This window comes from Paenibacillus sp. ALE2 (genome assembly GCF_054113385.1).
This window is the reverse complement of the sequence record NZ_CM134213.1, coordinates 1,140,001-1,166,479: the sequence shown is the minus strand read 5'-3', so window position 1 is coordinate 1,166,479 and position 26,479 is coordinate 1,140,001. Positions and strand designations below refer to the sequence as shown.

Below are 26,479 nucleotides of genomic sequence, written 5' to 3'. Positions count from 1 at the left end.
AAGAGAATATGATCACGACAATTTTGATCCCGTTCTATTTGATGCCAAGTCTCATACGATAGCTGAACAGGATATCCAGTGTTCTGCCTTCAAAATGATTCTCTACCAGCTTCACGAAGCGAGCTATATCGTCATCAAGTGTTCGATTGCCAAGTTTGAAAAGACTCTGAATCCCCCCTTGGCTAAGAGCGAGCCCAGTATAACGGTCTGCGTCACATTGCTCACGATTGTGGAAGACAATCTCCCGAGTATAGCGAAATTGTCCGCTGCGTTGCAGATTAGCTAGATGCTGATCCTTGCTCCATTTATGAGCCTGTTGCTCTACAGGAGCTTCCTGTTCCAAAGTGGCATCTGCTTTGGTGATAAGCTCTGTATAAGCTTGCTCGATCTGCCATTGCAGCACTGGAGGCCAGTCACAGTCAAAGGCTGCAAACACACCGCCTTGAGCCAAGACCCTGCCTGCTTCCTGAAGCGTGCTCTCGGGGTCCATCCAGTGAAAGGATTGAGAGCAGGTAATGACGTCCACAGTGCTGTCCTCAAAGGGCAGGTTGTTGGAGAACCCGCTCTCGAAGGAAATAGCTCCTGCCATTGTCGTTCCTGCTCTCTCCAGCTTGCGCTGCGCTATTCCTCTCATGTCCGGGTTAGGCTCGATGCCGACGATTCGCTGAGCGCTGTCTTTCCATATGAAAGTTGAAAGTCCGGTACCGCAGCCAATATCGGCAACTAGCTCTACGTTCCGATCCAGATAGCGGCTGATGATTTCCACCACGAGTGATGGCGCTTCTGGACGGTGCTGATCGTAGTTGTCGGCAAAGCCATTGAAACGATCCACATTACTTTGCAGATTTCCCTCAGGAATCATAGGGTCTTTTCCTCCTTAGCTTCGGCCGGGCGACCGAACAAATTCCGATGTTCTGTACTCTTACATTGTACAAGTTTATGTGCTTAACCAGCTACTTTTGTGTTTTCACAACATCATCGGATTTCGGTGGAGGAAAGTCTCCTATTTTATCATTGAAGCAAGCGCCCACTCACGCATCATGGAGTCAAGCATTGGACGCAAATCTTCGCGCTGCATGCCCATGTGGAGCACCGCCTCCAGATAGCCGGCTTTATCACCAATATCATAGCGTGTGCCCTCCAGCTCCAATGCGAGCAGTTGGTTCTGCAATGCTACTTGATGCAGAGCATCTGTCAATTGGTATTCACCGCCCGCTCCAGTCGACATGTTCTCTAATATGGAGAAAATAGAAGGCTCCAATACATAGCGACCAATGACGGCCTGTCGCGAAGGAGCATCTGCTGGAGCGGGTTTTTCAACAAGCCCGCCGACTTCATGAATAAGACCATTCTGGCGGATAGAGTCAATAATGCCGTATTTACTTACATCCTGTTCTTCCACTGTACGCACGCCGACCACTTGCTTGCCAGTGGCTTCGTAAACATCCATCATTTGACGAATCGCCGGAGTGGAGGAATTCATAATATCATCGCCCAGTAACACGGCGAAGGGCTCATCGCCAATGAACTGACGTGCGCAGCGTACCGCGTGCCCCAAGCCGAGCGGCTCTTTTTGACGGATATAGTGAATGACTGCTTTGCCCCCGATGCTTTGTACTTCACGCAGGAGATCATATTTACCCTTGCTCTCCAGTACTTGCTCCAGCTCTACGGACTTGTCAAAATGGTCTTCGATGGCTTTTTTATTACGTCCCGTAACGATAATGATGCTCTCAATTCCGGACTTGATGGCTTCTTCTACGATATATTGAATCGCTGGTTTGTCTACGATGGGAAGCATTTCTTTCGGTAAAGCTTTCGTAGCTGGCAAAAAACGGGTACCTAAACCGGCGGCAGGAATAACGGCTTTTGTAATTTTTCTCATAGGGACTCACTTTCCTTTCGGGATGGGAAACCGAATACCCAGTATCGGCTCCCGATATAATTGATGATCATTCCGGCTGCAGTGGCGATCAGCTTGCCTAAAGCAAGCGGCAGCTCGGTTTCAGTTTGAAGCACTTGCAATAATAAGGATGTTATCCCCAATACGATGAGGTTGATCACGATAAATTTGAGTAATTGACTTTTATTTGTGTTTTTTTCTCGTTGTTTGCCGAATGTCCATTTGCTGTTCAAAATATAACTGTTGGCTGTGCCGCAGCTGTACGAAATGATCTGCGCCACCACGACCGGCACTCCGGTCCAAGCCAGCAGCATGAAAATGATATAATCTACACCCGTATTCACCAGACCTACGATGCCAAATCGGATCATAGGAAGCAACTGGGCTATGCGACTATTCATGGATTAGGCTCCATGGCCGGATTTGGGTCCAGTATATGCCGCGCTGTTGCCGCGTACTGTACGTGCACCCGAAATCAGGCTGTCACGGGCTCCTTGCATGTACAGGGAGTCGCGTTGTTTAGGAACATTCATAGCATGCGTCGGACCGTTATCGTATTGTCCACCCAAACGCTCACGGACAATGTAGAGCGGACGCGCTTTGGTTTCGTCATAAATCCGTCCAATATATTCACCCATAATACCGAGGATAATCAGAATCACCCCGTCGAAGATCAGGCTGATGCTAATCATGGATGACCAGCCTTTCATCACATAGGAATCGGTGAAAAGTTTAAGAAACAATACGTACATCAGATACAGGAAGCCGGACATGGACAGAAGTGCGCCGATATATCCTGCCAGCTTGAGCGGCTTAATCGAAAAGGATGTGATCCCGTCGAGACTGAGCTTGATCATGCGTTTTAGCGGATACTTGGTTTCGCCTGCGAGCCGCTCATCGCGCTCATATTCAACAGCGGTTTGTTTAAAGCCGATCCAACTGACCAGACCGCGTACGAATCGGTTATTTTCCGGCAGCCGTTTCAATTCATCTATGACCTTGCGATCCATCAAACGGAAATCCCCGGTGTCGACTGGGATATTAATATCCGTTGATGCTTTAAGTACACGATAGAAGAGGCTGGCAGACCATTTCTTGAAACGAGTTTCGCCATTGCGTTTGAGCCGTTTGGCGTAGACGACTTCATAGCCTTCCTTCCACTTGTTAGCCATCTCAACAATCAGCTCGGGTGGGTCCTGGAGGTCGGCGTCAATGACGACGACCGCCTCTCCCACCGCATAATCCATCCCGGCGGTAATTGCTAGCTGATGACCAAAGTTGCGAGAGAAATCAATCAATACAATCGTGTCATCTCTGAGACTGAATTCCTTGATGAGCTGGACGCTGCGGTCCGAACTTCCATCATTGACGAAGATCAGCTCATAGGGCTCACCCATTGAGCCCATGACTTGTTTCAGCCTCCGATAGGTTTCCGTAATAACGGCTTCCTCGTTGTACATTGGGATAACTATGGAATAACGGATGGGTTCACTCATTCGTAGTTCCTCCTCATTTATAATGTGATTTCGTATAAAGTACCGCTTCCGCCACGCTCGTCTCCGCCAGGTCCGCCTTGGCCATCCTGAGCGCTCGCATTGCTGTTTGTGGTGTCGTTTCCGCTGTCGGTTGCTTTCACTGCTGTACTTGTTTCTTCTGTTGTTGTTTTCCATACATCTGTAGGGATTACTTTGCCGTGTTCCTTGATCCATGCATTGACTTCGGAGTTGCCGCCGTCCGGTCCACCGCCGCCACCAGAAATCATAAAGTATTTCACTTGCCCACTTTCAACCAGCGCCTTGATTTTATCGACGGTATAGACCGGATCGGAAGACACAAAACCGTTCATAATAATTACCTTTTGTCCGGCTTCGATCAGGTAAGGAGCGGCTGTTGAATAATTACTTGCTGCGAAAAGATAGGTTTCACCTGTATTGTTTTTTTGTAAGTAGCTCAACGTTTTTTGATCTAAACTTTGACTGCCATTCGGTCCTCCCATTCCTCTGGAGCGGGTAGAAGATCTCTGTTCCGTGTCAGTACTTGTTTGTGTGCTTGAAGTATTTCCGTCAGAGCTGGAATTGTCTGCATTATTGTTCTGGTTATTCGCTTGTATTCCTTCAGCTTGTTGTCCATTGAAACCTGAACCTCTGTTGCCGTCATTGCGGCCTGTCATTCCGCCACCGCCGCCGCCAAATTGAGTCGGTCCAGCTTGTGGAATCATGCTGTTCCCCCCGTAGACGATTGGTGTCAATGCCCAGTACACAGGGCCGATAAACATAGCAAGTACACTTGCGATAATGGCATATCTTGTGAACTTCTCAGATTTCATTCGTGCTACCACCAGGAGTGCTGTGCCGATGATCCCTAGGATTAATACCGCGATGGACCAGCCGCTACCGATGGTGTCGTTGTAATTTTGTAGAATGAACCAGCTAAATACCGATGTTGCCAATACTGCCACGGGTAACAGCCAGGAGAGCCAGTTGGAACGCTCACGATACTGCTGCCACAATTCTACGAACCCTGCTCCAAAGAGCGCTGCAATCGGTGGTGCAAGCATAATCAGGTAATAATGATGGAAGAAACCTGCTACGCTGAAAAATGCAGCTACGGGAATCAACCAGGCGAGCCAGAAGATAACCTCTTTATATTTCTGTGTGATATTACGGCGTCGAATACCGGCAAGCAAGCCGATAGATGCAATGATTACGAACGGAAGTAGCCAGCTGGCTTGGCCTGATAGGGAAGATTGGAACAACCGCAAAGGCCCCTTTTCACCAGTACCGAACATGCCGCCACCGGAATTTCCACCCGGGCCACCACCAGGACCACCCTGTCCGTCTCCACCAGGAGCGCCTTGTCCGTTCCCCCCGAATCCGCCTGGGGGCATTTGACCACCTGCACCAGGTCCGCCTGCTGTCATGTTGTTGGCACCAGAATCATCTGTAGTGGTAGTGCTGTTGGATGATGGAGTCGTCTGGATCTGATCTGTGTTCGTATTGTTGCTGTTCGTTGCAACGTTGTTGTTCTGCTCTGAGCGTTGACCGCCACGATTTCCACCTGTTCCCTGATCTCCTGTCAGGCGGGACAGGCCGTTATAACCGAAGGCCAAATTCAGTACAGAGTTGGTTCCGCTACTCCCCATATAAGGACGCTCATCGGCTGGAGTGGAGTCCACTATGACTGCCCAAGAGAGCGATACAATCAAGAGGACTACTGCCGAGCCTGCCAACGTAATTGCTTTACGTTTCCAGTTAAACTTGGAAGCTAGCAGATAGAACAGGCCCAACGCCGGAACGATCATATAGGCTTGCAACATTTTTTCGTTAAAAGCGACGCCGACGACTGCGAAAGCTGCCAGGATCAACCCGGTTTTGCTATTTTTAAGGCCTCTGAACAACAGCCAGGTTGCGAGCAATAATGTGAAGACCAACATAGCGTCAATGTTATTCGTGCGGCTAACCGCTACGGCTATCGGTGTCGTTGCCATGGCGAAGGCAGCCAGGCGTGCGGCCAGTGTACCAAAGCTCGGTTTGACGAGTAAGTAGATGAGCAAGACCGATCCGACCTGAGCCAGCGCCTGTGGCAGGATTACGCTCCATCCGTGAAGCCCGAATATATAGGCGCTCAACGTCTGAATCCAGAACACCACTGGCGGTTTGTCTACCGTTACCGATCCTGCAGAATCAAGTGAGGCGAAAAAGAAATTGTGAAAGCTCTGCAGCATACTTGCTACCGCCGTCGTGTAGTAGGTGTTCACGTACTTGTCTTGCCAGATGTTGTATCCGTTCAAAAATGCGGATATCAGCATAATGATGATCAGGGGGATGTCCGCCCTGGTCTTGAACCATTTTTTAATCATGTTCATTCCACTCCCTGTGAAAATTTCTTTGTCTTTATTCCGTTGTTCTAGCCGCTATCTTCAGGACTGCGGAATGACCAGTCGCTTCCGATCTTGGCCCGGTGAACTACCGGCTTGCTATTATCATGCCATACGTACCTTAATGAGTTCTGAGCGCTCCCTGAACGTTAGCTGAAAGCTGAGATGAGGTGCTTTTTTTACGGCAGGATTCAGGTATATTAGATACAGGTAAAAAATGAACCGACTTTTAATGTGAGAAAAATGAGCCAATATGAAAGGGAAGATTAATGATGAATCCAATACACGGAGTTAAGATTATGCTGGCAGACGATGAGCCTCATATTTTGCAATTTTTAGAGCTTGGACTGATTAATGAAGGGTATGAAGTCAGAACCGCCGAGAACGGGAGTGATGCGCTCGAACTGGCTAGAGAGTTTCGTCCGCATGTAGCGGTGCTGGATGTGATGATGCCTGAAATGAACGGTTTTGAGGTATGCCAAAGTCTCAAGGAGACAGAGGATAACATCGCAGTCATTATGCTGACAGCCAAGGATGATGTGGATGATCGGGTAAAAGGGCTCAAGCTCGGCGCGGATGATTATATCGTAAAGCCCTTCAGTTTTAATGAACTGCTGGCTCGCATCGAAGCGCGTTTGCGAAATCAGTTCCCAGACCTGTTGGGGGAAGTGGTTCACGGACCCTTTCAAGTGGATGACCGACGGAAGGAGATTCGCTATCAGAACCAGGTACTGGAGTTATCGCCTACCGAATACGAACTATTGAAGTTTCTGGTGTTGAATCACGGAATTGTGCTGAGTAAAAGTCGTATTTTGGACCGAGTCTGGGGGTATGATTTTGGGGGCGAGGATAATATTGTGGAAGTGTATATTCGCTCCTTACGTGAAAAACTCAAAGATAAGGAGCATCGGGTCATTCGGACGCTGCGTGGTGTTGGGTACCGAGTGGATTTGTTATGAAGGCGGGAGGGAAAAGTCGGAGAAAATATGCGCTTCGTTCTCTCCGGTCCCAGCTTTTGGCCAGAACCTTACTCATTTTGGCTTTATTGCTCGTATTGATCGGTTTTCTCCAATACTTTCTAATGAAAGATTTTTTGTATCGCAGTCGCGCGGAAGCTATGGATACACAGCTGAATTCAATTCCTGCCGACTTATTGATTAAGGATTCGCAGGAAAAGAGCGGAGCTGGGGTCACCGTTCCTCAAGGTGAGACCAATCGGAGAAGTAATCGACCGGGACCGTTTCTGTTTTGGCCGGATATGTCGCTTGCTTCTATAGGTATAGACGGCACCTTCCAGAGCTTGTCCAATGAAAATGGACTTAAACCGCCGCGCCTCACCACTCAGCAGTATCAAGCAATGCAGCAGAGCAAGCGCATGCGTCACGGCTATCAATTAATTACGGATGCTCAGGGAAAAGAGCAGCTGGTTGTGTTTCGCCCACTCGGACCACCAGACCGTTCGTCAGGGTTACTTCAAATGGGCGTATCCACGAATTCTATGCAGGCGCAGTTGATCAATCAACTCCGCACCTTTATTTTATTGTCCCTGATTGCACTTGCGATTGGTTTAGCACTTATGCTTCCTGTGCTTCGCCGCACATTGGTGCCCCTTTCCAGAATGGTCGAGGCAGTCAAACGTATTGATGCGGGCAATTTGGACGAGCGCTTTGACGCAGAGCAGGGTCAGTATGAGGTAGATCGCTTGGCAGTTTCATTTAATGGAATGCTGGAGCGGTTGGAGCATTCTTTTGCTGCCGAGCGGGAATTGCAGATGCAAATGCGACGATTTATTGCGGATGCCTCCCATGAACTGCGTACCCCGCTCACATCCATTCACGGTTTCTTGGAAGTGCTGCTTCGTGGAGCAGCATCCAATCCAAAGCAGCTCCAATCAGCACTAGAGAGTATGTATGGTGAATCCAAGCGGATGAATAAGCTTGTCTCTGATTTGCTATTGCTGGCTAAGCTGGATCGAACACCAGAGTTGAAGCTGGAAGACATATCGCTAGATGCATTGCTGCTGGAAATGAAACCGCAGCTCCTTATGCTGGCAGGCACACGTAAGGTAGTTTTTGATATGACAGCAGGTGTACGGGTATTGGCAGAAGGCGATAAGATCAAACAAGTCGTGCTTAACCTGTTTCACAATGCTGTTCAACATACCGATATGGAGAAGGGCGTGATCCATGTCAACCTATCGGCTGGTAAGAAACTGGTAGATATTCAAATTCGTGATAATGGACCCGGCATGGAGAAGGAACAGCTGGAGCGGATATTTGAGCGATTTTATCGTGGAGATGAATCGCGTACACGCAGCTCAGGTGGAGCGGGCCTTGGTCTGGCTATTACACAATCGATCGTGGAAGCTCACGGTGGGAGCATTACAGCTGAAAGCACACTGGGAACGGGAAGTGTATTTAAAGTAACGTTGCCTTTAGCAGGAACAGTATAGTATCGCAGATTATGGTCTAACATAAGAATAGCCCCCCGAACCGCGACTTTGGTTAAATAACGGCTCGGGGGGCTTTTTTAATTGTTAGTTAATCAGCGCAGCTTTTTGTAAAAGTACATGCAGCACCTTGGCAGATGCCTCACGTGTTGTAGGCGCATTCGGCTGGAAGTAGGAAGAGCCTTTGATCGTGGCTCCGTTAATAATACCTGCTGCACTTACTTTTTCAATACTGTCCTTGGCATAGCCTGCAAAGGATGAAGTATCATGGTACGGTGTGCGTGCAGGACCATCGGTTGCTGTTTTGATTTGAAGCAAGTCCACTGCTTTGCCCAGCACAACAGCAATTTCTTGACGACTGATATTTGCTTGCGGATCAAACTTGTCGTTATTGCGACCTGTAATCAATCCGGCCTCATAAGCGGCTGCCACATCCCCGGAATACCAGCTACCTGCCGGAATATCACTGAATGGTGCAGCAGTACCTGGTGTCAGGCCAAGTGCCCGGGTGATCAAGGCTGCAAATTCTGCACGCGTCACGTTTTGCTTCGGTGAGAATGTTGTGTCGGTTGTGCCGTTAATTAGCAACTTATTCGCTAGCGATCGAATTTCGGATTGGGCATACGACGATGAAATATCTTCAAAGCTAACAGGACGTGTCGCCGCTGCATACGTGGAGAAGCCTGGACGACTTACCTTAACAATGGTAGATCCATCAGCTTGCTTGGTGAAGACGGATGGAACAGGATAGACATTTCCATTCGCCGTATAGAGCACACCGGCTGTATTAGGATCAATTTGACCAGGTACGGTAAAGGATCGGCTAATGAACTGTCCTGGGGCCACTTTGAGCGGTTGATTCTTGCCACCAGTGACAACGTTGACCTCAAACCCTACCGGGGTGCCGATCACATTCGAGCCTTTAAGCTTGCTTGTAAATGTGCCTCTCGCCTCTGCCTGGCTACTGATGACCACTTCAATGCCTGCACCTTCAGGTGCATTTTTTAGAGCAGATACCGGCAATGCCAGGGAAGAACCTGTATTGCTCACAATCAGGCTGCTTCCTGCTGCGGCTTTGCCCAGTGTTGCCAGCTGTGACGAAGTGAGTGATGCCTTAGTCGTTTGGCCTGCTTGGCTAGTAGCCGACAATACGATAGCTGTCGGACTGGAGCCAGCTGCTGTCACGGTAGCCTGCAGATCTGCATCAGCTACTGTCAGTGACTGTACATTATTGTTTAACGCAACGGCTGTAGGCACAGCTTTTACAGCTTGTCCTTGCTTCACTACGCTTTGCAGTGAAGGTGCAGATGTAGCGACAGGGGTGGATGTATTCGTTGCAGCAGAAGGTGTAGTATTGCTTCTGCCGCCACCTCCACCTCCACCTCCGCCGCCGCTACTACCACCGGATGCGGCACTATTATCCACACGGATCGATTTCGTGGCAGTGAACAGTTTAGGACCATCGGTATTACGTTCAACTTCTCCCTTTTCATTCAGTTCTGGAGAGCTGACTTCCAGCTTGTAGACGCCATCCTTCAAGTGTTGAATAACCGGCTGACCGTTAGCATCCAGAACAGGCTTGCCATTGTCATCAAATTCAACATAACTTCCGTTAATCCCCTTAAAGGAATATGCGCCTTGTTTGAGGCGAGCGTTAGCTCCTTGTTCTTTGGTAGTGGCAATCCCATCAATCAGACCGATTAGCTTATCATCTAATCCGTATACATAGAGCGCGATCTGATTGGTTTTATCTGTGGTCAGACGGAAAGCCAAATCTGTTGTGCGCTCCGCACCTGTACGACTTGGATAAATAATCGGGTTCGTGAAAATTAGATCCTGCAAGCCGAAACCTGTCGTTGGATTTTCTTTGCCGACATGCACAACGAACGGAAGATGAAGTGTCGGCTGTCCAGCGCTTTTTAAAATAACCTCTCCTTCATATACACCTGTAGCTGCACTCGAACTTGGTTGTACAGACAGGAAAAACGGTTGTGACTTGCCAGGTTCTGCCGAGATGGCTCCATTCGCGCCAACACCCTGCAACTGAACGGCAATGTTGCTCACATCAGGGGTAGCAATAGGCTTAGTCGGATCAGAGGTGACATTATCATGTAAAACGTAGCTGGCTTCATACTGCACAGGGTTTGCGGATAAGTTTTTGAGCTGAAGCTGGATCTGCTTCGCATCACTACCCGGTCGTAACACCCCGAAGCTGGCGGAAGGATTGTAATTCACAACCTCCTGCCGATTAAAGTTCTTGTCAAGAATCGTAATCTTTTCAACGGTTTCCAGCAGGGCTGGAGTCTGAATCGCATTTGCAATGTTTACAAGACCTGCACCTTGGGAATACACATCATATTGGATTTTATCCTCATCAAAGAGTGTAACCGAAGTGTTTGCCAAAGCAGCGCGGATATCAAACGGTGTCCAGTTCGGATGCTGCTGCTTCAGCAGCACCGCAAGTCCAGCCACATGAGGAGATGCCATACTCGTTCCGTTGCTGCGTTTGTAAGCTTGCTCATAGGATGCATCCGGATAGAACTTGGCGAAGGCAGGGTACGTCGACAAAATGCCAACACCCGGTGCGCTTACGTCTGGCTTGATGCTCAGCAGTTCATCTCCATTGGGTCCACGGGAGCTAAAATCGGCCATGGTATTACCTGAATGATCTGTGCGAATATAGTCTGCACCAAAGGAAACGGAGAACTTCTCTCCAGCGTTGTCTACGATTTGTTTAGCCAGCGCGCGACCTTCCTTACCTTTCATGTCAAAGGTCGGAATAAAGTCAAAGCTGTCACCCAAATTGGAATTTACGTAGTCATCGCGACCTGAAATGCTTTCCCCTAAATCAGCCTTGGTGATGTCACCAGGTGTCGTATTTCCATTGAAAACAATGACGGCTTTCGCGCCGTTTTCTTTCGCATTTGCGATTTTATCCACGAACGCCAGGTTGCCCCGTGAAACGAGGACAATTTTGCCGGCTACGTCTTTTCCTTCAAAATCATCAGCTTGTCCCAAATTAGCATATACAAGCTCATAAGGGGCAGTTCCCATAACGGAGGCAAAATCCTCTCTGCCTGTCTCCCAGCCCATCAAATTAAAGTCGTAATGTGCATAGGTATCAGTAGTTACGGTTTTCTTTAATTCACTGTTGTCCTCCCAATAGGAGTCGCGTGTCACTGAGGCTGTGCCTGAGAAGCTCTTGCTCGGCGAAGTGGCTGCACCAACGGAAATCGCTAGCTGGGATGTTGCGGGAGAACCCATGGAATAAAAATAGGGTCCTTGTTGTGCAGCGTTACCGTTCGCGATGACCGCGACTACCCCGGAAAGTACCGCATTATTGATGGCAATGGCATCCGGGGAGTTGGGATCCTTTTCAGAATCTGAACCTAGCGACAGGTTGATGACATTCATGCCATCCTTGACAGCACGTTCAATACCGTCAATGACCTGAGCCGAGGAACCGGAGGAACGACCGGTCTTGGTATTGCGTCCAAGCACCTTATACACGTATAAGTCCGATTTATAGGCAATGCCTTTTTGTACAATATCCGAGGATTTATTTGCAGCTTTCCCGGCAATGGTACCGGAGACATGAGTACCATGTGTCGTTCCACTAAAACCTGTGCCGTACGGATCATTCTCTTTTTCAAGGAAAGGTTCCTCGTAAGGGTCGTTGTCCTGTTCAAAAGAGTCATATCCGCCTTTGTAGGCTTCTTTCAAATCTGGATGCTCATAATCGATACCGGTATCAATAACCCCGACCTTGATTCCCTCGCCATGCAATCCTTTGGCCCAGGCTTCAGGCACACCAATTTGGTCCAGTGGTGCGTTGTCATAAGTGGCTTCATTGGCTGTAAGTGTTGGCGGGTCCTGCACGGGGATGGAATAATACGTTTTGTTTTCGTGAATGGATTTAACACCTGGTAGTTTAGCTAATTCTGGAATTTTATTGGCTGGCACTGTAACCTCCAGTCCGTTAAGCACCGTATTGTACTGGTAATTCACTTGAAGGGAAATGCCGTGCTCAGCGGCTTGGTCTACGAACGTTGTTTGCTCGGTGGCGATCGCAGATTCGGCTTTTTGCTCGGATTGAGCGGTGAAAGCTTTGGCGCTTGAACGTGCGGCATATTTGTCCACAGCTAGGGGCTCACCATCAAGCTGTACGATGACTCTGACCTGACGAGAGGAGTCTGTGCTCAGCTCAGGTGAGATAAAGGCTGGAGCCGACTCAATAGTTAATGCTTCCTGAGCTTTTAAAAATGAGTCGATTGGCAGATCTGCAGTAGCGGCAGAACTGAAAGACGGTAGAGATAAGCTTACCGTCAAGGCAAGAGCGAGTGATACGACAGGTATTTTTTGCAAAATGATCGGCTTTTCCAAAGATTTCCCTCTTTTCAATCAAAATATGATATCTCTACATACTAGGATTTGAAGCCACTGCCGTTGTTCTCACGCCTCCCTTAATATCTAAAATAATAGAATTGACCACTGGTGACTAACTTGCCAGTTTTGAGGCATATCTTACCATATTGGTGGGATATATTACTATATGTTTTTTATATTTTTAGAAAAAATAAGGTTAACTTCACATATAGATTCCATGGAAATGTTATGAATTTACTAGATTATTTTTGAAATCAATCGAAGAGGAATGGGAGAATGCAAGATTTAATGATATAATCTGCATTGGAATTGTAGAGGTTACACAATCACGTAAAATGCTTAAGGTGAAGGAGTCGATTATGTTGGCAAAAACATTGATTTTTGGGCATAAAAATCCGGATACGGATACCATTTGCTCAGCTATTGCTTATGCAGACTTGAAAACCAAACTGGGCGCGGACGTAGAGCCGGTTCGTCTGGGCGAGGTTAACGGGGAAACGCAGTATGCGCTGGATTATTTCAAAGTGAGCGCGCCGCGTCTGGTTGAGCAGGTTGCTGCCGAAACAGACAGCGTCATTCTGGTCGATCATAATGAACGCCAGCAAAGCGCAACTGACATTGACAAGGTGCGCGTAACTGAAGTCATTGATCACCACCGGATCGCTAACTTTGAAACAAGCCAGCCGCTGTACTTCCGCGCTGAGCCAGTAGGTTGCACAGCCACCATTTTGAACAAGCTCTACAAGGAAAATGGTGTAGCCATTCCCAAAGAAATCGCAGGTCTGATGTTGTCCGCGATTATTTCTGATTCCCTGTTGTTCAAGTCCCCGACTTGCACAGATCAGGATGTAGCCGCTGCCCGCGAACTGGCTGAAATTGCTGGTGTGGATGCAGACCGTTACGGTTTTGACTTGCTTAAAGCGGGTGCTGATTTGAGTGGCCACACGATTGAGCAGTTAGTAAGCTTGGACGCCAAAGAATTCCAGATGAATGGACGCAAAGTGGAGATCGCACAAGTGAACGCAGTAGACGTAAACGACGTATTGTCCCGTCAAGCTGATCTGGAAGCTGCTTTGTCCCAAACCATTGCAGCCAAAAATCTTGATCTGTTCTTGTTCGTCGTAACAGACATTGTGAACAGTGATTCCATTGGTATTGCGCTGGGAAGCCAGGCTCAGGCAGTTGAAAAAGCCTACAATGTACAGTTGGATGACAACAAGGCTGTTCTGAAAGGCGTCGTATCGCGCAAATCGCAAATTGTACCTGTATTGACTGAAGCTTTTAACAGTTTGTAATGATAAAAAATAAGCCTCCTGAACCCGACTGCATGAGGGCAGTGGAAGCAGGAGGCTTATTTTTATTTTTATTTTTATTTCTTCAGCTCTGCCAGAGTGTCCTCGATACGAAATTCAAATGCTAACTTCAACTGATCGCTCATCAGGTGCCAGGCACTTTCAGCTACAGCGAGATCCCCGCTATGAGTAAAAGCATGTGCGGCGCCCATATATTTCTTATATGTTACGGGCACATCCGCTTCAATCAGCCGCTTGGCGTACAGCTCAGCTTCCTCAGCCAAGGAGTCTAGCTCGGCCGTTATGATCAGCGCAGGAGGAAGATCATGCAGCGATTCTGCATAAATAGGAGAAACCAACGGATTTCGTGCCTCATCTGGCGAGCGCAAATAGCTTTCATTGAAGATTTTTGCCACGCGAGGTGGGATCGCCTTCTCAAATTGGGGCTTCAGCTTGGGATCTGTAGCAATATCCAGTGATGGGTAATCCAGCACCTGATACACAATTGGGAATTCTTTGCGATCCCGGGCCATAAGACACAGCGCTGCTGCAAGATTACCTCCTGCACTATGTCCGCCGACCGCAATGCGTTGGGGATCGATGTTTAGTACGTCAGGATGCTTGTACACCCATTGGGTCACATCATAACTTTCCTGTAGCGGAATAGGGAATTTATGCTCCGGGGCCAAGCGATAATCGACATTAACGACGACACAATTCGCTCGTTCGGCAATGACCGGGCACCAGGGGTCATCCATTTCAGCGCTGCCCATTATGAATCCGCTACCATGAAAATTGACGAATATAGGGAGTGGATCAGCAGACCGGAGGGAAGGTTCATATACAATTACCCTGGAATCACCTACAGAGGTGGGGACCATTCTCTCAGTCCGATGTACTTTGGGAGCATGCGAAGGCTTAAAATCGGATGCTGTTATCATTCGACCAGCCGATCTGCGGGCAAGTTTGACGAACAGATTTTGTCTCAGTCTTCGCACCATTTGTCTTTCTCCTCTCTGAGGGCGCTAGGGGTGGTTAGACGCGAACCTTTAACATCTTCAAAAGCATCTCGTACGCGTGACAAATAGGTCTGAAACTGGCAGAGTTCCGATTCAGTAAAGTCTGACATCAGACGTGAAGCCAGCCCTATGAAAAAAGGGTCCATCTGCTGGATTTTACTTCTTCCTTTATCATTCAGAGAAACAAAAACTCCCCGCTTGTCATTGGGATCGTCGTATTTATTTATGAATCCTTCTTGCTCAAGAGAAATGACCATAGAACTGATGGCTGCCCGGCTGACACCCATCTTTTCAGCTAACGCTGAAGGAGATGACATTTCATCTCTTTGCGCAGAAAGTACACAAAGTGCAATATATTGCCCATAGGAGAGACCAAACTCACGTGAGCGTTTTTCCATATTTTTTCTTATTTCGTATGTTATAGAAAATAAATCTACCAAAACACCAATCGGTTTATTGCCACCTGGAAATAGGTTATAGGCCAGTTGACGAATTTCGGAGTCCAAAAAAAAGAACATGCGATCCACCTCGATGTAGTTAATTAGTTAACTGTAATTTAATTAACCACTGGTTGCAATGATTTATACAAACTTTGTTCTGCATTTTTTTTGAAAAAGTATCGGCAAAACGTCACTTCCAGGGTCCGATGCACTGTTCAATACCTTGATCCACAAGAGCTTGGATGGATGGCTGACGCAAGGTACGTCCTTCTTGCCACCGCCACTCACTATATTGAATTTTGGCGGTAAACATGGGCTTCACCCAAAATGCGTCTTGATGCCGATCCGGTTTGTTAATAAAAGGTCGCTCCGATAGAGTATGTGGCATCAGGCGCTCGGTAAGCTGACGCCAATCTCCACGAGTCAGCTTACCTGTACCTACGTGCCCGATATAGCGCAGCATTCCTTGCTTATCATACTGGCCCAGCAATACAGCGTTGATCACACCTCCGTTCAGGGTATAGCCACCGATAACGGCAATGATATCGCCATAATTTTTGACCTTGACCCATCGTCTGTCCTGTCCGCCCAATGTGTAGGGACTATCCAGTTTTTTGCACACAATACCTTCCATTCCTTGGCTGCACATAACCTGAAAAAGAGCCTGTCCATCAGGATGAGCAGGAGCCAGTTGGATCCGTTCATTCGGTATGATGATCTGATGCAGCAGTTCAAGTCTTTCCTGTAACGGTTTGCGATGAACCCATTCCCCATTTAGATATACAATGTCAAACAACATGTAAGTAGCGGGTACGGCTTCATAGGCTGCCTGAATTCGCTCCGTTCGGCGAATCAGATCCCGGCGCATAATTTCATGGAACGACGGTTTACCGTCGGCACCAAGTGCGATCATCTCTCCGTCCAGTATGACTGAATCTGCCCTACAGTAGGAGGAGAAGCGAGCAAGCTCCGGGTACAACAGCGTTCGTTCATGCTGCTTACGATTGAACAGACGCGTGTTGCCCTGGTCGTGATACGTTAAAATTCTTGTACCGTCCCATTTTATTTCGTAACGCCAAGGGCCTGCATCTATAGGGACTTTTTCACTCAGTTCTGGTTCAAACGGGATGACAGGTTTCATTTCCGTACCCAATACAGCACCTCCCTTTACCTTAATTGGAATAAATATAGTGTCGACGATAGTTCTTTTTTTATGTATGTGATGTTTCGCTATCCCCTAAATAGGGGAATGATAAGGATATCTAGCGTGGGTATCAAGTGAATGCAGCGTTCGTTCGCATGGAGTCGTTACGGCATTTCTTCAGTCAGAAGGGGGATTGGTCTCATGAGACAAATTCGCGAGGAGGACCATGCAGTAGTCATGGTGGATGATGGACAGGTAGTTGCAGAAGTAGGTTATAAATCCGTAGATGACCACTCTCTGGTCATTGACCATACATTTGTATCCGAGCAGTTACGGGGTCAAAAAATTGGCAAGGAGCTCATCGACAAAGTTGTTGCTATGGCGAGGGAACAGCATAAAAAGGTGATCCCGGCTTGCTCGTATGCGTTGGCTCTGTTCAAGCGCCATCAGGAATACAGCGACGTCTGGCAGCAATGAATATTGCTATCAAGGCGCGTTATTGCATAGCCGACACAACACCGGAGTGGGGAACGATCCCTTCCCGGTGTTTTTTGTGTGCATAAAGCTTGTAAAATGAATGCATTCTACCGTTGATATTGGGAAGTAAGAGTGGTTCCCAAATCGATGAAGCATATTTTCTGGAGAATGGCTGTGAAATTGTTCATACTGTTGTCACTTCACAGGCTAACTATGAGTTCTATATAATATATTATGGTTATGACCGCAAAAATAACGAAAACCTGAATTTAAACGAAGGAGACGCTCATGATGAATAAAGCGAGTGAGGACAAGCAGTACGTTCCAACGAGCAATCGTAATTTTACAGCCTTGATTATCACCGTTTCCATTATAGCCAATGTGATTATTTTGCTGCTGTTCTTTTCGCCGATCGGATACCAGGGGAGTGTTAGTTTTGATCTCACTATTTTCCCAAGGTTGAATGCGATTTTTAACAGCTTCACATTTATTTTCTTGGTGGCTGCATTGGTTGCGATTTTCAAGAAAAACATTAAGGTGCATAAAACCTTTATTCTGCTGGCCTTCGCCAGTACCGTTTTGTTTTTGTTTTCCTATCTGACTTTCCATTACATTTCACCGGAAACTGCAAAATATGGCGGTGTGGGTATCCTTCGGCCGATTTACTTTACGCTGTTGATTTCGCATAGTATACTCGCGGCGATTATCGTACCGCTGGCGCTATTCACAGTTGTATGGGGATGGACGATGCAGGTAGCAAAACATCGTAAAATTGCCCGTTGGACGATGCCTATTTGGCTATATGTGAGCTTGACTGGAGTTTTGGTGTACGTTTTCATGGCTCCATATTATTAATAGATATGAATCCTCTGCGGGTTGATTTGGCAAACATGGCGTCTCTATTGAAGAGGCGTCTTTTTTGTATCCAATAAAAGAAAAATTATTCCTTCTAAATTTATTTTATTGAAAAAATGTTCCTTCTATAACGGTATTTCTGTTATAATTTACCTTAATTAACTAAGAACAAGGGGGTCACCATGTGACAAAGAAAGCGAAAGGCAGGTTACGGTTGCTTGTATCTATGCTGGCGCTGGTTGTACTGCTGAGCGGCTGCGGTGGCGGAGGCTCAAAGCCGGGAAAGGTAGACGGAGGGAAAGTGACACTCCAATTTTGGACCATTGCGCTACAACCTACATTTACTCCGTATTTTAATCGGGTCATTGCCGATTATGAGCAGAAGAACCCTAATGTCAAAATTGATTGGAAGGATTACCCGTATGATGCAGTGACCAATAAGTTGTTGACGAGTATCGCTAGCAACAGCAGTCCGGATGTAGTGAATCTCAATACGGAATTTGCTAGCCAAATGGGCTCTAAGGGCGCTGTTGTTGATATGAATGAGCACTTGTCGCCTGAGGAAAAGGCTGCTTATTTCGAAGGTATTTATAATTCGACTGTTATTAACGGTAAAGCTTATGCACTACCCTGGTATACAGGCACGGAAGTGCTTTACATGAATACAAAGCTAGTTAAAGCTGCTGGATTGGACCCTGCCCATCCGCCCAAAACACGGGAGGAATTGTCAGAATGGGGCCGCCAAATCAATAGAAAAATCGGTAAGGCCGGCTATGCTCAGCAGCTTGTATCCAAGCTTTTTGCGGTTGACGGTATTCCTATCTTAAATAAAGAAAAGACAGCAGCTGCATTCAACACACCAGACGCAGTCACCATGATTGATAATCTAAAAAAACAGATGGAAGATGGTGTCGTGCTCAAGGAAGATGCTGACTTCTCACAGCAAGTGAAATATTATGCCGGAGAGCAGGTTGCCTTCGAGCTGGCTGGCCCAACGTTCATTAATTTTATCAAAACGGCAGCGCCGGACGTATATAAAAATACGATTGCTGTTCCCGTCCCAACCGGCAAAGCTGATTTGCGGCTTTCCAACTCTATGGACCTGGTCGTACCTACCAAGTCTGCACATATAGACGAGGCGGTGAAATTTGCTGTTTTCTTAACAAATGCAGAGAGTCAAACGGCATTTTCTAAAGAGGCCAATACACTACCTTCCACGAAAGAATCGATTAAAGACCCGTATTTTACTCAGTCTGACCAATCATTAGAGGCACAAGCCAAGGTAGTATCTGCACAAAGCTTGGATAAGGCGACAGATTATATGGTCGGTGTGCCTAATGCCAAGGATGTGAACAGCGCGATCGCGCGAGCCTTGCAAAATATTTTATTGAACGGAAGTAATACGAAGGAGACGCTTACTGCCTTGGAGCAGGAAGTGAATGATATTTTAAAGCAATAGGTATGACAGGGGAGTAATGCGAATACTCCCCTGTTCATTTATCAAAATCAGGTGGTGATGCAGCATGATCAAATGGTTGAGGTCGGAGTCCTTTACGGCCTGGGCCTTTATGACGCCGGGACTGTTATTGCTTGCCGTCTTTGTATTTTGGCCTATTATTTACAGCATTCCGCTGGCATTGACGGACTACTCTGTCATATCAGATACCCATTTTGTCGGCCTGGATAATTTTGAAGCAGCGTTTAAGGACCGTAACTTTCTTATTTCGATTTGGAACTCATTGTTGTACGTGCTCATTGTTCCCTTTCTTCAAATATTCTCTATCCTGATGGCTGTGCTGGTGAACAGTCGTATCCCCGGAATTAAAATATTTCGTACGACCTACTACATCCCTGTTGTGACTTCGATGGTAGCTGTGGCCTTAATTTGGAGCTGGCTGTTGGGCAATAACAGCGTAGTGAACTATTTGCTTATACAAGTCGGTTTGATTAGCAAAGACATACACTGGTTATCGGACAGCAATTTAGCCTTGTATGTACTGATGTTCATCACGATGTGGAAGGGACTCGGGTATTATATGATGCTCTATCTGGCAGGATTACAAAACATTCCTCAAGATCTGTACGAAGCCGCTAGGGTGGATGGAGCCAGTCGATGGCGTCTGATTGTTCATATTACACTTCCGCTGCTGAAGCCATACGTTCTGTTTTGTACCCTCATATCGCTCATGTCAGCTATTCGCGTATTTGATGAGGTATATGTGTTAACCAAGGGTGGACCGGGAACGGCCACGTTGACATCCAGCTTGTATATTTTTCAAAAGGGGATGGAGCAGTTTAATTTTGGGTACGCTTCGGCACTTGGCTTAATTGTCGGTGCAATGATTGCGGTACTTAGTATTATTGTATTCCGATTCAATAGGAAAGGCGGTGTCAATCCCTATTGATAAATCTACAGAATGATAAAATGCTACGCTCGTCTCTTCCTAAAAAAGAAAGCAGTCGCATCATGCGTAGTCTTGGTCGAGTGATCAGAATGACGGTAATGTATGTGCTTTTAGTGCTGCTAGCCCTCTTTTTGATGGGACCGTTTCTATGGCTGCTTAGTGTATCCCTCATGCCAGGCCGTAATATTTTTTCAACGCCGCCTGCGATTTTCCCGACCTTTATTGATTTCAACAACTATGTTCAGGTGTGGCAGTTCATGGATTTTCCTAAATATATGCTAAATACGGTCATCATTACGGTGTTGGGCGTTGTGCTCAATGTGGTACTGGCCAGTTTGACGGGGTATCCCTTGGCTGTGTTTCGCTTTAAGGGTAAAAATGTGGTGTTTACGCTGCTGATTGCTACAATGATTATTCCTTCTTACACGGCATTTATTGTGCATTATCTGACCATTCAAGGGCTTCATCTGGGCAATACATATATGGGTGTGGTGTTGCCCGGGGCAGTCTCTGTGTTCAACATTTTTCTAATGCGGCAGACGTTTATTCATATCCCCGCCGATGTGCGTGATTCAGGTAAAATGGATGGCGCTTCGGAGTTTCGAATTTGGTGGCAGCTGGTGCTTCCACTGGTCAAGCCGGCGCTTGCTGTGATTTCTCTGTTGGAGGCCATGTCGTTCTGGAACAGCTTCCTGTGGCCTATCGTTATTCTAAACGATACGGAGCTATACCCGCTGGCAGCTGCACTTACGTATCTCAATGGTCAGTTTGCCTATAATTTTGGCTGGATTGCTGCAGGCACAATGATTTCGGTATTGCCGATCATTATATTGTTCCTGTTCACGCAGCGCTATTATATGGAAGGCTTGGCGGGAGCGGTGAAAGGATAATTCAGAAGTCTCGGCTACGGAGAGCCCGTAAATGGAAGGAGACGATTGCGATGGAACTGTCCAAAAGAATGAGACCTAATTCGGAGGTAGGGCTAATACCACAGGAGGTTCAATATTATTTTCGTGATGTGTATGACAGTGGGGACAAACTGGTTATCGCTGAACCGAACCTGATCTGTGAACTGTCCTCTCGCTTTGCAATGAATCAGGAGTATGAAGGTGTGCTTGACCCCGAGGGACCGATCCGACTCATTGCACCTCCGGGGCCCGGTGTTCCGACTGAAACAAGGGGAAGCGTGCAGTTGATGCTCGAATATGACGGAACGCTTACTGCCGATGGATATCGTTTGGACATTCAGAAGGAAGGGAGAATTGAAATCCATGCATCCAATAAAAGAGGGCTCAAATACGGCATGGATGCCCTGCATCTCCTGCTTCAAGTAGAACAGGAACGATGTACGCTACCGGTGATGTCTATTCGGGATGAGCCCTCCTTTCCGGTCAGAGGAATCATTGAAGGCTTCTACGGGAAACCGTGGAGTTTCACGGATCGGCTGGATGCCGTTCATTTTATGGCTGCGCATCGGATGAACACGTTTATGTACGCTCCCAAGGACGATCCCTATCATCGCGAGCTATGGAGGGAACCGTACCCCGAGGAGATGTTTGCCCAAATCCGCGAATTAAAGGAAGCCTGTGAACGGCACGAGATTGATTTTCACTATTGTATTAGTCCAGGGAATGACCTGAACTTTGGTAGCGCTGAAGATTTTCTCAAATTGACGGAGAAGCTGGCAGCCATGATAACGATAGGCGTACGTCATTTTTCTGTATTAATGGATGATATTGATTACGTCCTTAAAGGGGAAAATCGGCATTTGCTGGGCCGTTCGGGTCACGCTCATGTCTTCTTGACGAACAAGGTTCATACATGGTTGGCTGAGCGGCTGCCTGAATTTACGCTGACAGTCTGTCCATCGGAATATTGGTCCTATTGGGATACCGAATACAAAAAGGATTTCCGGGAGCGATTGCATCCAGATATTAAGGTATTCTGGACGGGATACTTTGTATTTGCTCCACAGATTGGTCGCCAGCATGCTGCCGATAACCATGCATTCTATGGGCATGAGCTGTGGTTATGGGATAACATCCCGGTGAATGATTGTGACCATGATCGGTTATTCCTCGATCCGCTGCGCGGACGGTATTCCGGGCTTCCAGCTTGCGGACATACCGGCATGGTGGCCAACCCAATGAACCAATGGGAGTGCTCCAAGGTGACGCTTATTACGATGTCCCACTATATGTGGAACAGTGAGCGTTATATGCCGGGGCTGTCATGGGAATGGGCTGTGCGGGAGTTAGCGGGGGAGCATGCAGATGAACTGATGTTTTTCTGTCGCCAAAACAAGAACAGCCGACTGGGCAGCAGCACGTATGAGGACGTGGACCTTGCCTTGCAAATGCGCGATATCCCTGCGCTGGATATCTACTTCGAGCGGCTGCTTCACGTTGTGAGCGTCCTACAGAATATATCTGCCAATGATGCGGCGGCAGGCTTCGTGGCACAGGCTACGCCTTGGCTGGAACGTGCCAAGTTGGATGTGGACCTGTGGCATGTGCTGCGCCAAGCTGCGCTAGGCAACGAGCGCCAGAACGATGTGCAGTCGCTAGGAAACCTCATGCAGAGCGAAGCAACTGGCGGACAAAAGCCGCCGCCTCTAACGGACGAGGTCGTGGACGAACTACGACGCGGTATCACGGCTTGCCTAGAAGCAGAGACTCGACTGGGGAGCAATCCAGCGATCCGTGCCGCCGTGCAGTGGGGCTATGTCGATCAGGATGAACAAGGCAAATATCGACTGATCTTGTGAGAAGTGGTGATGGTTAAGAAACAAGACAGCATAGCTGCCTTGAAAATTACCATTTGCCGTTAGAATAACGGTAATTTCCAGGAGAGGTGGAGCGTATGGTGAAGCCAAATACCCGATTACTTTTTGTACCGCTGGATGAGCGGCCCTGCAATTATCAATTTCCTTACTTACTAGCACAGGGCACAGACCTTGAAATGGAGCGCCCTCCATTAGAATGGATGGGACAAAAGAAAATCCCTGGCGATACGACCAGGCTATGGACGTGGCTCGAAGAACGTGCGGCGACTGCTGATGGAGCGATTATTGCGATGGATACGCTGCTGTACGGGGGAATCGTACCCTCCCGGCTACACGGAATGTCGAGTGAGCAGGTCAGGGACAGGGCTAATCGTCTTCGCAGGTTGAAGCAGCTATACCCGCAACTGACTTTGTATGCCTTTCAATTGATTATGCGTTGTCCGCAATACTCTTTGGCTGATGAGGAACCAGACTACTATGCTGATTGGGGTCGTGAAATATTTAGAAAAGGCTTCATTGAGCATCGTCAGGAGCTAGCGATCGCTACCGCAGAAGAGTTGCTGGAATTAGCGGACATCGACGAGCGTTTGCCTATAGAGATTTTGGACGATTATCTAGGGCGTCGCCGTGTGAATTTGGAAGCTAATCAAGTAGCACTGGAACTGGTAGCAGAAGGCGTGATTGATTTTCTGATCATTCCACAGGATGATTCGGCTCCCTACGGCTATACCGCCAAGGATCAACAGCGACTAAGAAGTCGTATTTCCGAGCTTGGGCTGGATTTGAAAGTATACATGTATCCGGGGGCAGACGAAGTGGGTTGTACGTTGCTAGCTCGTTGGGTGAATCGGACGAATCATGTAGTTCCACTGGTATATCCTCGATTGTCTGCTTTGCAGGGGGCGTTCGTAGTCCCGCTTTTTGAGGATCGTTATTTTTACGAAACGTTAAAGTATCAGATTATAGCGGCAGGTGGGCTGATTGCTTCCTCAGCAGCGGAGGCTGATTTGATTTTGCTGGCCAACACACCTGGTGACACGATGGCAGAAGCTTCATCCCAGCAGCATGCGATGGCCGGATATGATGTACATCGGAATCTGGTAGAACTGGTGGAGTACGGTGCTCATATGCAGCATGATGCCGATAAACATATTGCAATTGCTGATGTAGCTTACGCCAACGGCGCCGATCTCAAGCTGCTTAGACTATTGAAGCAAAAAGGACTGCTTTTTAAGCTGGCAGGCTATGCAGGCTGGAATACCAGTTCTAATACGCTCGGTACCGTCATTGCCCAGTCCATGCTTTATGTCCGCTATGGTCCTACGGAGGAGCACCAGGATTTTCTGGGGCTACGCTACGCTGAGGATGCCTGTTATTGCGCTGTAGTACGTACAGCTATGAATAATGGAATTGTGGAGCAGATGGGTTTTAACAAGTTTATGCTCGATGGCTCTAGAGGATCGGTAGCTGCGGTCATTCGCGGACGGCTGGAACAGGCACTCGATGAATATGTGAACGGACCAGAAGGTCGCGTGGAAATTACAGATTGCTACATGCCGTGGAACCGTACCTTTGAAGTTGGATTGACTGTACGGCATTATGACGAGGGGAGGGAGTGATTCCTATGGGAATGGAAGTTGTATTATCCAAGGTTCGTCATGGACTGATCGTTTCCTGTCAGGCGCTACCTGGCGAACCGTTGCATGGAACAGATTTTATGGTCAAAATGGCACGTGCTGCACAGGAGGGTGGAGCTGTAGCGATTCGTGCCAATGGTGCATCGGATGTACGTGCGATTAAACAGGCGATCCCTCTACCAGTCATTGGTTTGATTAAACGGGATTATGATGATTCTGATATTTACATTACGCCTACCCTCCGTGAAATGGAGGAACTGGTGGAGGCAGGTGCGGATATCATTGCGCTGGATGCCACATTACGACCGCGCCCAGAGGGGGGCAAGCTGAAGCAACTCATAGATTACGCTCATGAGCACGGAGTCACCTCCATGGCGGATATATCGACACTGGAGGAGGCGCTTCATGCGGCTTCCCTTGGTGTATGCTGCGTGTCCACGACGTTATCCGGTTATACGTCATATTCTACTCAGATAGATGGTCCGGATCTGGAATTGGTGCGGAGAGCGTCAGAGCTGGTTCCTGTTCCTGTCATTGCAGAGGGCAGAATCCATGATCCGGCACAAGTAGAGGAAGCATTTCGGCTGGGTGCACATGCAGTGGTTGTAGGCTCGGCGATTACTAGACCCCAATTGATTACGCAGCGGTTTGCCGATGCCGCAAGGAAGGCAGTGAAAGGCATCTATGGAGATGAACGACCGAATTAACACGTATTATCCTTCATTAACGAAATCGGAGCAAAAAGTCGCTTTGTGCGTACTGGAGTGCCCCGCTGACATCATATATTTCTCCGTGACGGAGCTGGCTGACTTTGCAGGTACAGGCGAAACGACGGTTATGCGTTTTTGCCGGAAAATTGGTTTTAAAGGGTATCAGGATTTCCGACTGTCGCTGGCACAAAACCAGACTTATCGAAAAACCGATATGAGCGAGGAGAACATCGACCCAGATCACGAACATGATATTACCCGCACGGTGTATCACAATATGCTCGATATTTTGCACTCCAGCATGGGGCTCTTGGACCGTTCGGAGCTTAGTCGTGCGATAGCGTGTCTCGATCAAGCGGGTTATGTTCAATTTTTCGGTGTAGGTGCATCGGGAATTTCCGCACAGGATGCTAAAAACCGATTCTTGCGGATTGGGCGGCGCGCCGAGGCTGTGGCAGACGGACATATTCAGTCTATGATGGCCGTGTCCATGAGTCCTGGTGATGTCGCTATTGGCATCAGTGTATCAGGAAGTACACTGGATACCAACGACATGCTGCACAAGGCCAAGCAGAACGGAGCAACAGTTATCGCAATTACGAATTATGCAAAATCACCTATTACCTCCATTGCAGATATTGTTTTACTGACCGCAGGGAAGGAAGCTCCGATAGAAGGCGGTTCAATCGGCGCCAAAATCTCGCAGCTATTCGTGATTGATCTCATCTGCGAAGGACTTGCTCGCAAGCACACAAGTCACACCAAACAGATGAAGGAAAAAACAGCGAGAGCGGTGATTGAACGAAGTTATTGAAATTCTGCGATTGCGGATTGGAATACGGCACGCTCCGACAGTTCATCATGTTTTTCTATCTATAGAAGGTTTGTGCCAAGAGCTCGTAAGCTTTTATGTGGGGGAACAAGGAGGATATGGTGGTGGCAGTTGCATTAAACAAAGTCATTGGGATCGACATTGGAGGAACTTCCGTAAAGGCCGCCATAGTGGCGCGGGATGGATCGGTACTTGATGAAATTCGAATGGATACAGATGCCTCCCGTGGGCGTGAATGGGTGTTGTCGCGTGTGTCTGAGTCTGTATT

Annotated in this window: 22 protein-coding genes (1 of these 22 cut by a window edge); 13 read left to right on the top strand and 9 right to left on the bottom strand. The window is 47.8% G+C overall.

Annotation, left to right across the window (positions count from 1 at the left end; all coding sequences use genetic code 11):
* Nucleotides 1-34: 34 nt before the first annotated feature.
* The 5 genes from ACXHJ1_RS05000 to ACXHJ1_RS04980 form a co-directional block, all read right to left on the bottom strand.
* The gene (locus tag ACXHJ1_RS05000) at nt 35-862 is read right to left on the bottom strand and encodes a class I SAM-dependent methyltransferase (protein WP_107734476.1); all 828 of its coding nucleotides are present in this window, start codon (nt 860-862) and stop codon (nt 35-37) included.
* 141 nt (nt 863-1,003) lie between these two features.
* On the bottom strand, nt 1,004-1,885 hold the full coding sequence (gene galU, locus ACXHJ1_RS04995) for a UTP--glucose-1-phosphate uridylyltransferase GalU (protein WP_017425700.1): 882 nt from the start codon (nt 1,883-1,885) through the stop codon (nt 1,004-1,006).
* Nucleotides 1,882-2,304, bottom strand: coding sequence for a GtrA family protein (locus tag ACXHJ1_RS04990; protein WP_457905703.1), 423 nt, complete (start codon nt 2,302-2,304; stop codon nt 1,882-1,884). Before ACXHJ1_RS04990 ends, galU begins: the two co-directional genes overlap by 4 nt.
* Before the next feature lie 3 nt (nt 2,305-2,307).
* Nucleotides 2,308-3,399 (bottom strand): glycosyltransferase family 2 protein, encoded by a 1,092-nt coding sequence (locus tag ACXHJ1_RS04985; protein ID WP_457905702.1) that lies wholly within the window; start codon nt 3,397-3,399, stop codon nt 2,308-2,310.
* A gap of 17 nt (nt 3,400-3,416) precedes the next feature.
* A complete protein-coding gene (locus ACXHJ1_RS04980) occupies nt 3,417-5,762 on the bottom strand; it encodes a glycosyltransferase family 39 protein (RefSeq protein WP_457905701.1) in 2,346 nt (781 codons plus the stop codon).
* Between the two features lie 290 nt (nt 5,763-6,052).
* Here ACXHJ1_RS04980 and ACXHJ1_RS04975 point away from each other — a divergent pair, with 290 nt between their 5' ends.
* Both ACXHJ1_RS04975 and ACXHJ1_RS04970 read left to right on the top strand, forming a co-directional pair.
* Nucleotides 6,053-6,739, top strand: coding sequence for a response regulator transcription factor (locus ACXHJ1_RS04975; protein WP_025363783.1), 687 nt, complete (start codon nt 6,053-6,055; stop codon nt 6,737-6,739).
* Complete coding sequence (locus ACXHJ1_RS04970) at nt 6,736-8,232, top strand: sensor histidine kinase (protein WP_107734480.1); 1,497 nt, start codon at nt 6,736-6,738, stop codon at nt 8,230-8,232. The genes ACXHJ1_RS04975 and ACXHJ1_RS04970 overlap by 4 nt, the downstream gene beginning before the upstream one ends.
* A gap of 84 nt (nt 8,233-8,316) precedes the next feature.
* Here the strand turns inward: ACXHJ1_RS04970 and ACXHJ1_RS04965 are convergent, their stop codons facing one another.
* Nucleotides 8,317-12,612, bottom strand: coding sequence for a S8 family serine peptidase (locus tag ACXHJ1_RS04965; protein WP_457905700.1), 4,296 nt, complete (start codon nt 12,610-12,612; stop codon nt 8,317-8,319).
* A 362-nt stretch (nt 12,613-12,974) separates the two neighbouring features.
* On the opposite strand from ACXHJ1_RS04965, the gene ACXHJ1_RS04960 reads away from it, so the two are divergent.
* Nucleotides 12,975-13,910 (top strand): manganese-dependent inorganic pyrophosphatase, encoded by a 936-nt coding sequence (locus ACXHJ1_RS04960; RefSeq protein WP_016820240.1) that lies wholly within the window; start codon nt 12,975-12,977, stop codon nt 13,908-13,910.
* 74 nt (nt 13,911-13,984) lie between these two features.
* On the opposite strand, the gene ACXHJ1_RS04955 is transcribed toward ACXHJ1_RS04960, so the two are convergent.
* From ACXHJ1_RS04955 to ACXHJ1_RS04945, 3 genes are all read right to left on the bottom strand, one after another.
* Nucleotides 13,985-14,908 (bottom strand): alpha/beta hydrolase, encoded by a 924-nt coding sequence (locus tag ACXHJ1_RS04955; protein WP_107734482.1) that lies wholly within the window; start codon nt 14,906-14,908, stop codon nt 13,985-13,987.
* Complete coding sequence (locus tag ACXHJ1_RS04950) at nt 14,893-15,444, bottom strand: MarR family winged helix-turn-helix transcriptional regulator (protein WP_016820242.1); 552 nt, start codon at nt 15,442-15,444, stop codon at nt 14,893-14,895. Before ACXHJ1_RS04950 ends, ACXHJ1_RS04955 begins: the two co-directional genes overlap by 16 nt.
* Nucleotides 15,445-15,556: 112 nt before the next feature.
* Nucleotides 15,557-16,519, bottom strand: a complete 963-nt coding sequence (locus ACXHJ1_RS04945) for an ATP-dependent DNA ligase (RefSeq protein ID WP_019685886.1) — start codon at nt 16,517-16,519, stop codon at nt 15,557-15,559.
* 192 nt (nt 16,520-16,711) lie between these two features.
* Between ACXHJ1_RS04945 and ACXHJ1_RS04940 the strand changes: the two genes are divergently transcribed.
* The 10 genes from ACXHJ1_RS04940 to ACXHJ1_RS04895 form a co-directional block, all read left to right on the top strand.
* The gene (locus ACXHJ1_RS04940) at nt 16,712-16,987 is read left to right on the top strand and encodes a GNAT family N-acetyltransferase (RefSeq protein WP_013369011.1); all 276 of its coding nucleotides are present in this window, start codon (nt 16,712-16,714) and stop codon (nt 16,985-16,987) included.
* A gap of 288 nt (nt 16,988-17,275) precedes the next feature.
* Nucleotides 17,276-17,842 carry a DUF420 domain-containing protein gene (locus tag ACXHJ1_RS04935; RefSeq protein WP_013369012.1) on the top strand — a complete coding sequence of 189 codons (567 nt, stop codon included), beginning with the start codon at nt 17,276-17,278 and terminating at the stop codon, nt 17,840-17,842.
* Nucleotides 17,843-18,026: 184 nt separating this feature from the next.
* The gene (locus ACXHJ1_RS04930; protein ID WP_107734483.1) at nt 18,027-19,301 is read left to right on the top strand and encodes an ABC transporter substrate-binding protein; all 1,275 of its coding nucleotides are present in this window, start codon (nt 18,027-18,029) and stop codon (nt 19,299-19,301) included.
* Nucleotides 19,302-19,365: 64 nt separating this feature from the next.
* Nucleotides 19,366-20,247, top strand: coding sequence for a carbohydrate ABC transporter permease (locus ACXHJ1_RS04925; protein WP_016820245.1), 882 nt, complete (start codon nt 19,366-19,368; stop codon nt 20,245-20,247).
* Nucleotides 20,247-21,137: a carbohydrate ABC transporter permease gene (locus ACXHJ1_RS04920; RefSeq protein WP_016820246.1), complete on the top strand. Its 891-nt coding sequence runs from the start codon at nt 20,247-20,249 to the stop codon at nt 21,135-21,137. Before ACXHJ1_RS04925 ends, ACXHJ1_RS04920 begins: the two co-directional genes overlap by 1 nt.
* Nucleotides 21,138-21,187: 50 nt before the next feature.
* Complete coding sequence (locus ACXHJ1_RS04915) at nt 21,188-23,014, top strand: beta-N-acetylglucosaminidase domain-containing protein (protein WP_457905699.1); 1,827 nt, start codon at nt 21,188-21,190, stop codon at nt 23,012-23,014.
* A 95-nt stretch (nt 23,015-23,109) separates the two neighbouring features.
* Nucleotides 23,110-24,651, top strand: coding sequence for a DUF4127 family protein (locus ACXHJ1_RS04910; RefSeq protein WP_107734485.1), 1,542 nt, complete (start codon nt 23,110-23,112; stop codon nt 24,649-24,651).
* 5 nt (nt 24,652-24,656) lie between these two features.
* Nucleotides 24,657-25,376, top strand: coding sequence for an N-acetylmannosamine-6-phosphate 2-epimerase (locus tag ACXHJ1_RS04905; RefSeq protein ID WP_457905698.1), 720 nt, complete (start codon nt 24,657-24,659; stop codon nt 25,374-25,376).
* Nucleotides 25,354-26,193 (top strand): MurR/RpiR family transcriptional regulator, encoded by an 840-nt coding sequence (locus tag ACXHJ1_RS04900; protein ID WP_016820250.1) that lies wholly within the window; start codon nt 25,354-25,356, stop codon nt 26,191-26,193. Before ACXHJ1_RS04905 ends, ACXHJ1_RS04900 begins: the two co-directional genes overlap by 23 nt.
* Before the next feature lie 116 nt (nt 26,194-26,309).
* Nucleotides 26,310-26,479 carry the 5' end (the start) of an ROK family protein gene (locus tag ACXHJ1_RS04895; protein WP_457906164.1) on the top strand. 772 nt of this gene lie beyond the right edge of the window, so only the first 170 of its 942 coding nucleotides appear in the window; the start codon lies at nt 26,310-26,312; the stop codon falls past the right edge of the window.

Bases quoted from the DNA above. Each gene is read 5' to 3' on its own strand.
- ACXHJ1_RS04900 (WP_016820250.1), top strand. From the start codon at position 25,354: ATGGAGATGAACGACCGAATTAACACGTATTATCCTTCATTAACGAAA.
- galU (WP_017425700.1), bottom strand. From the start codon at position 1,885: ATGAGAAAAATTACAAAAGCCGTTATTCCTGCCGCCGGTTTAGGTACC.
- ACXHJ1_RS04915 (WP_457905699.1), top strand. From the start codon at position 21,188: ATGGAACTGTCCAAAAGAATGAGACCTAATTCGGAGGTAGGGCTAATA.
- ACXHJ1_RS04985 (WP_457905702.1), bottom strand. From the start codon at position 3,399: ATGAGTGAACCCATCCGTTATTCCATAGTTATCCCAATGTACAACGAG.
- ACXHJ1_RS04975 (WP_025363783.1), top strand. From the start codon at position 6,053: ATGAATCCAATACACGGAGTTAAGATTATGCTGGCAGACGATGAGCCT.
- ACXHJ1_RS04940 (WP_013369011.1), top strand. From the start codon at position 16,712: ATGAGACAAATTCGCGAGGAGGACCATGCAGTAGTCATGGTGGATGAT.
- ACXHJ1_RS04910 (WP_107734485.1), top strand. From the start codon at position 23,110: ATGGTGAAGCCAAATACCCGATTACTTTTTGTACCGCTGGATGAGCGG.
- ACXHJ1_RS04925 (WP_016820245.1), top strand. From the start codon at position 19,366: ATGATCAAATGGTTGAGGTCGGAGTCCTTTACGGCCTGGGCCTTTATG.
- ACXHJ1_RS04935 (WP_013369012.1), top strand. From the start codon at position 17,276: ATGATGAATAAAGCGAGTGAGGACAAGCAGTACGTTCCAACGAGCAAT.
- ACXHJ1_RS04905 (WP_457905698.1), top strand. From the start codon at position 24,657: ATGGGAATGGAAGTTGTATTATCCAAGGTTCGTCATGGACTGATCGTT.
- ACXHJ1_RS04980 (WP_457905701.1), bottom strand. From the start codon at position 5,762: ATGATTAAAAAATGGTTCAAGACCAGGGCGGACATCCCCCTGATCATC.
- ACXHJ1_RS04960 (WP_016820240.1), top strand. From the start codon at position 12,975: ATGTTGGCAAAAACATTGATTTTTGGGCATAAAAATCCGGATACGGAT.
- ACXHJ1_RS04990 (WP_457905703.1), bottom strand. From the start codon at position 2,304: ATGAATAGTCGCATAGCCCAGTTGCTTCCTATGATCCGATTTGGCATC.
- ACXHJ1_RS04950 (WP_016820242.1), bottom strand. From the start codon at position 15,444: ATGTTCTTTTTTTTGGACTCCGAAATTCGTCAACTGGCCTATAACCTA.
- ACXHJ1_RS04955 (WP_107734482.1), bottom strand. From the start codon at position 14,908: ATGGTGCGAAGACTGAGACAAAATCTGTTCGTCAAACTTGCCCGCAGA.
- ACXHJ1_RS05000 (WP_107734476.1), bottom strand. From the start codon at position 862: ATGATTCCTGAGGGAAATCTGCAAAGTAATGTGGATCGTTTCAATGGC.
- ACXHJ1_RS04970 (WP_107734480.1), top strand. From the start codon at position 6,736: ATGAAGGCGGGAGGGAAAAGTCGGAGAAAATATGCGCTTCGTTCTCTC.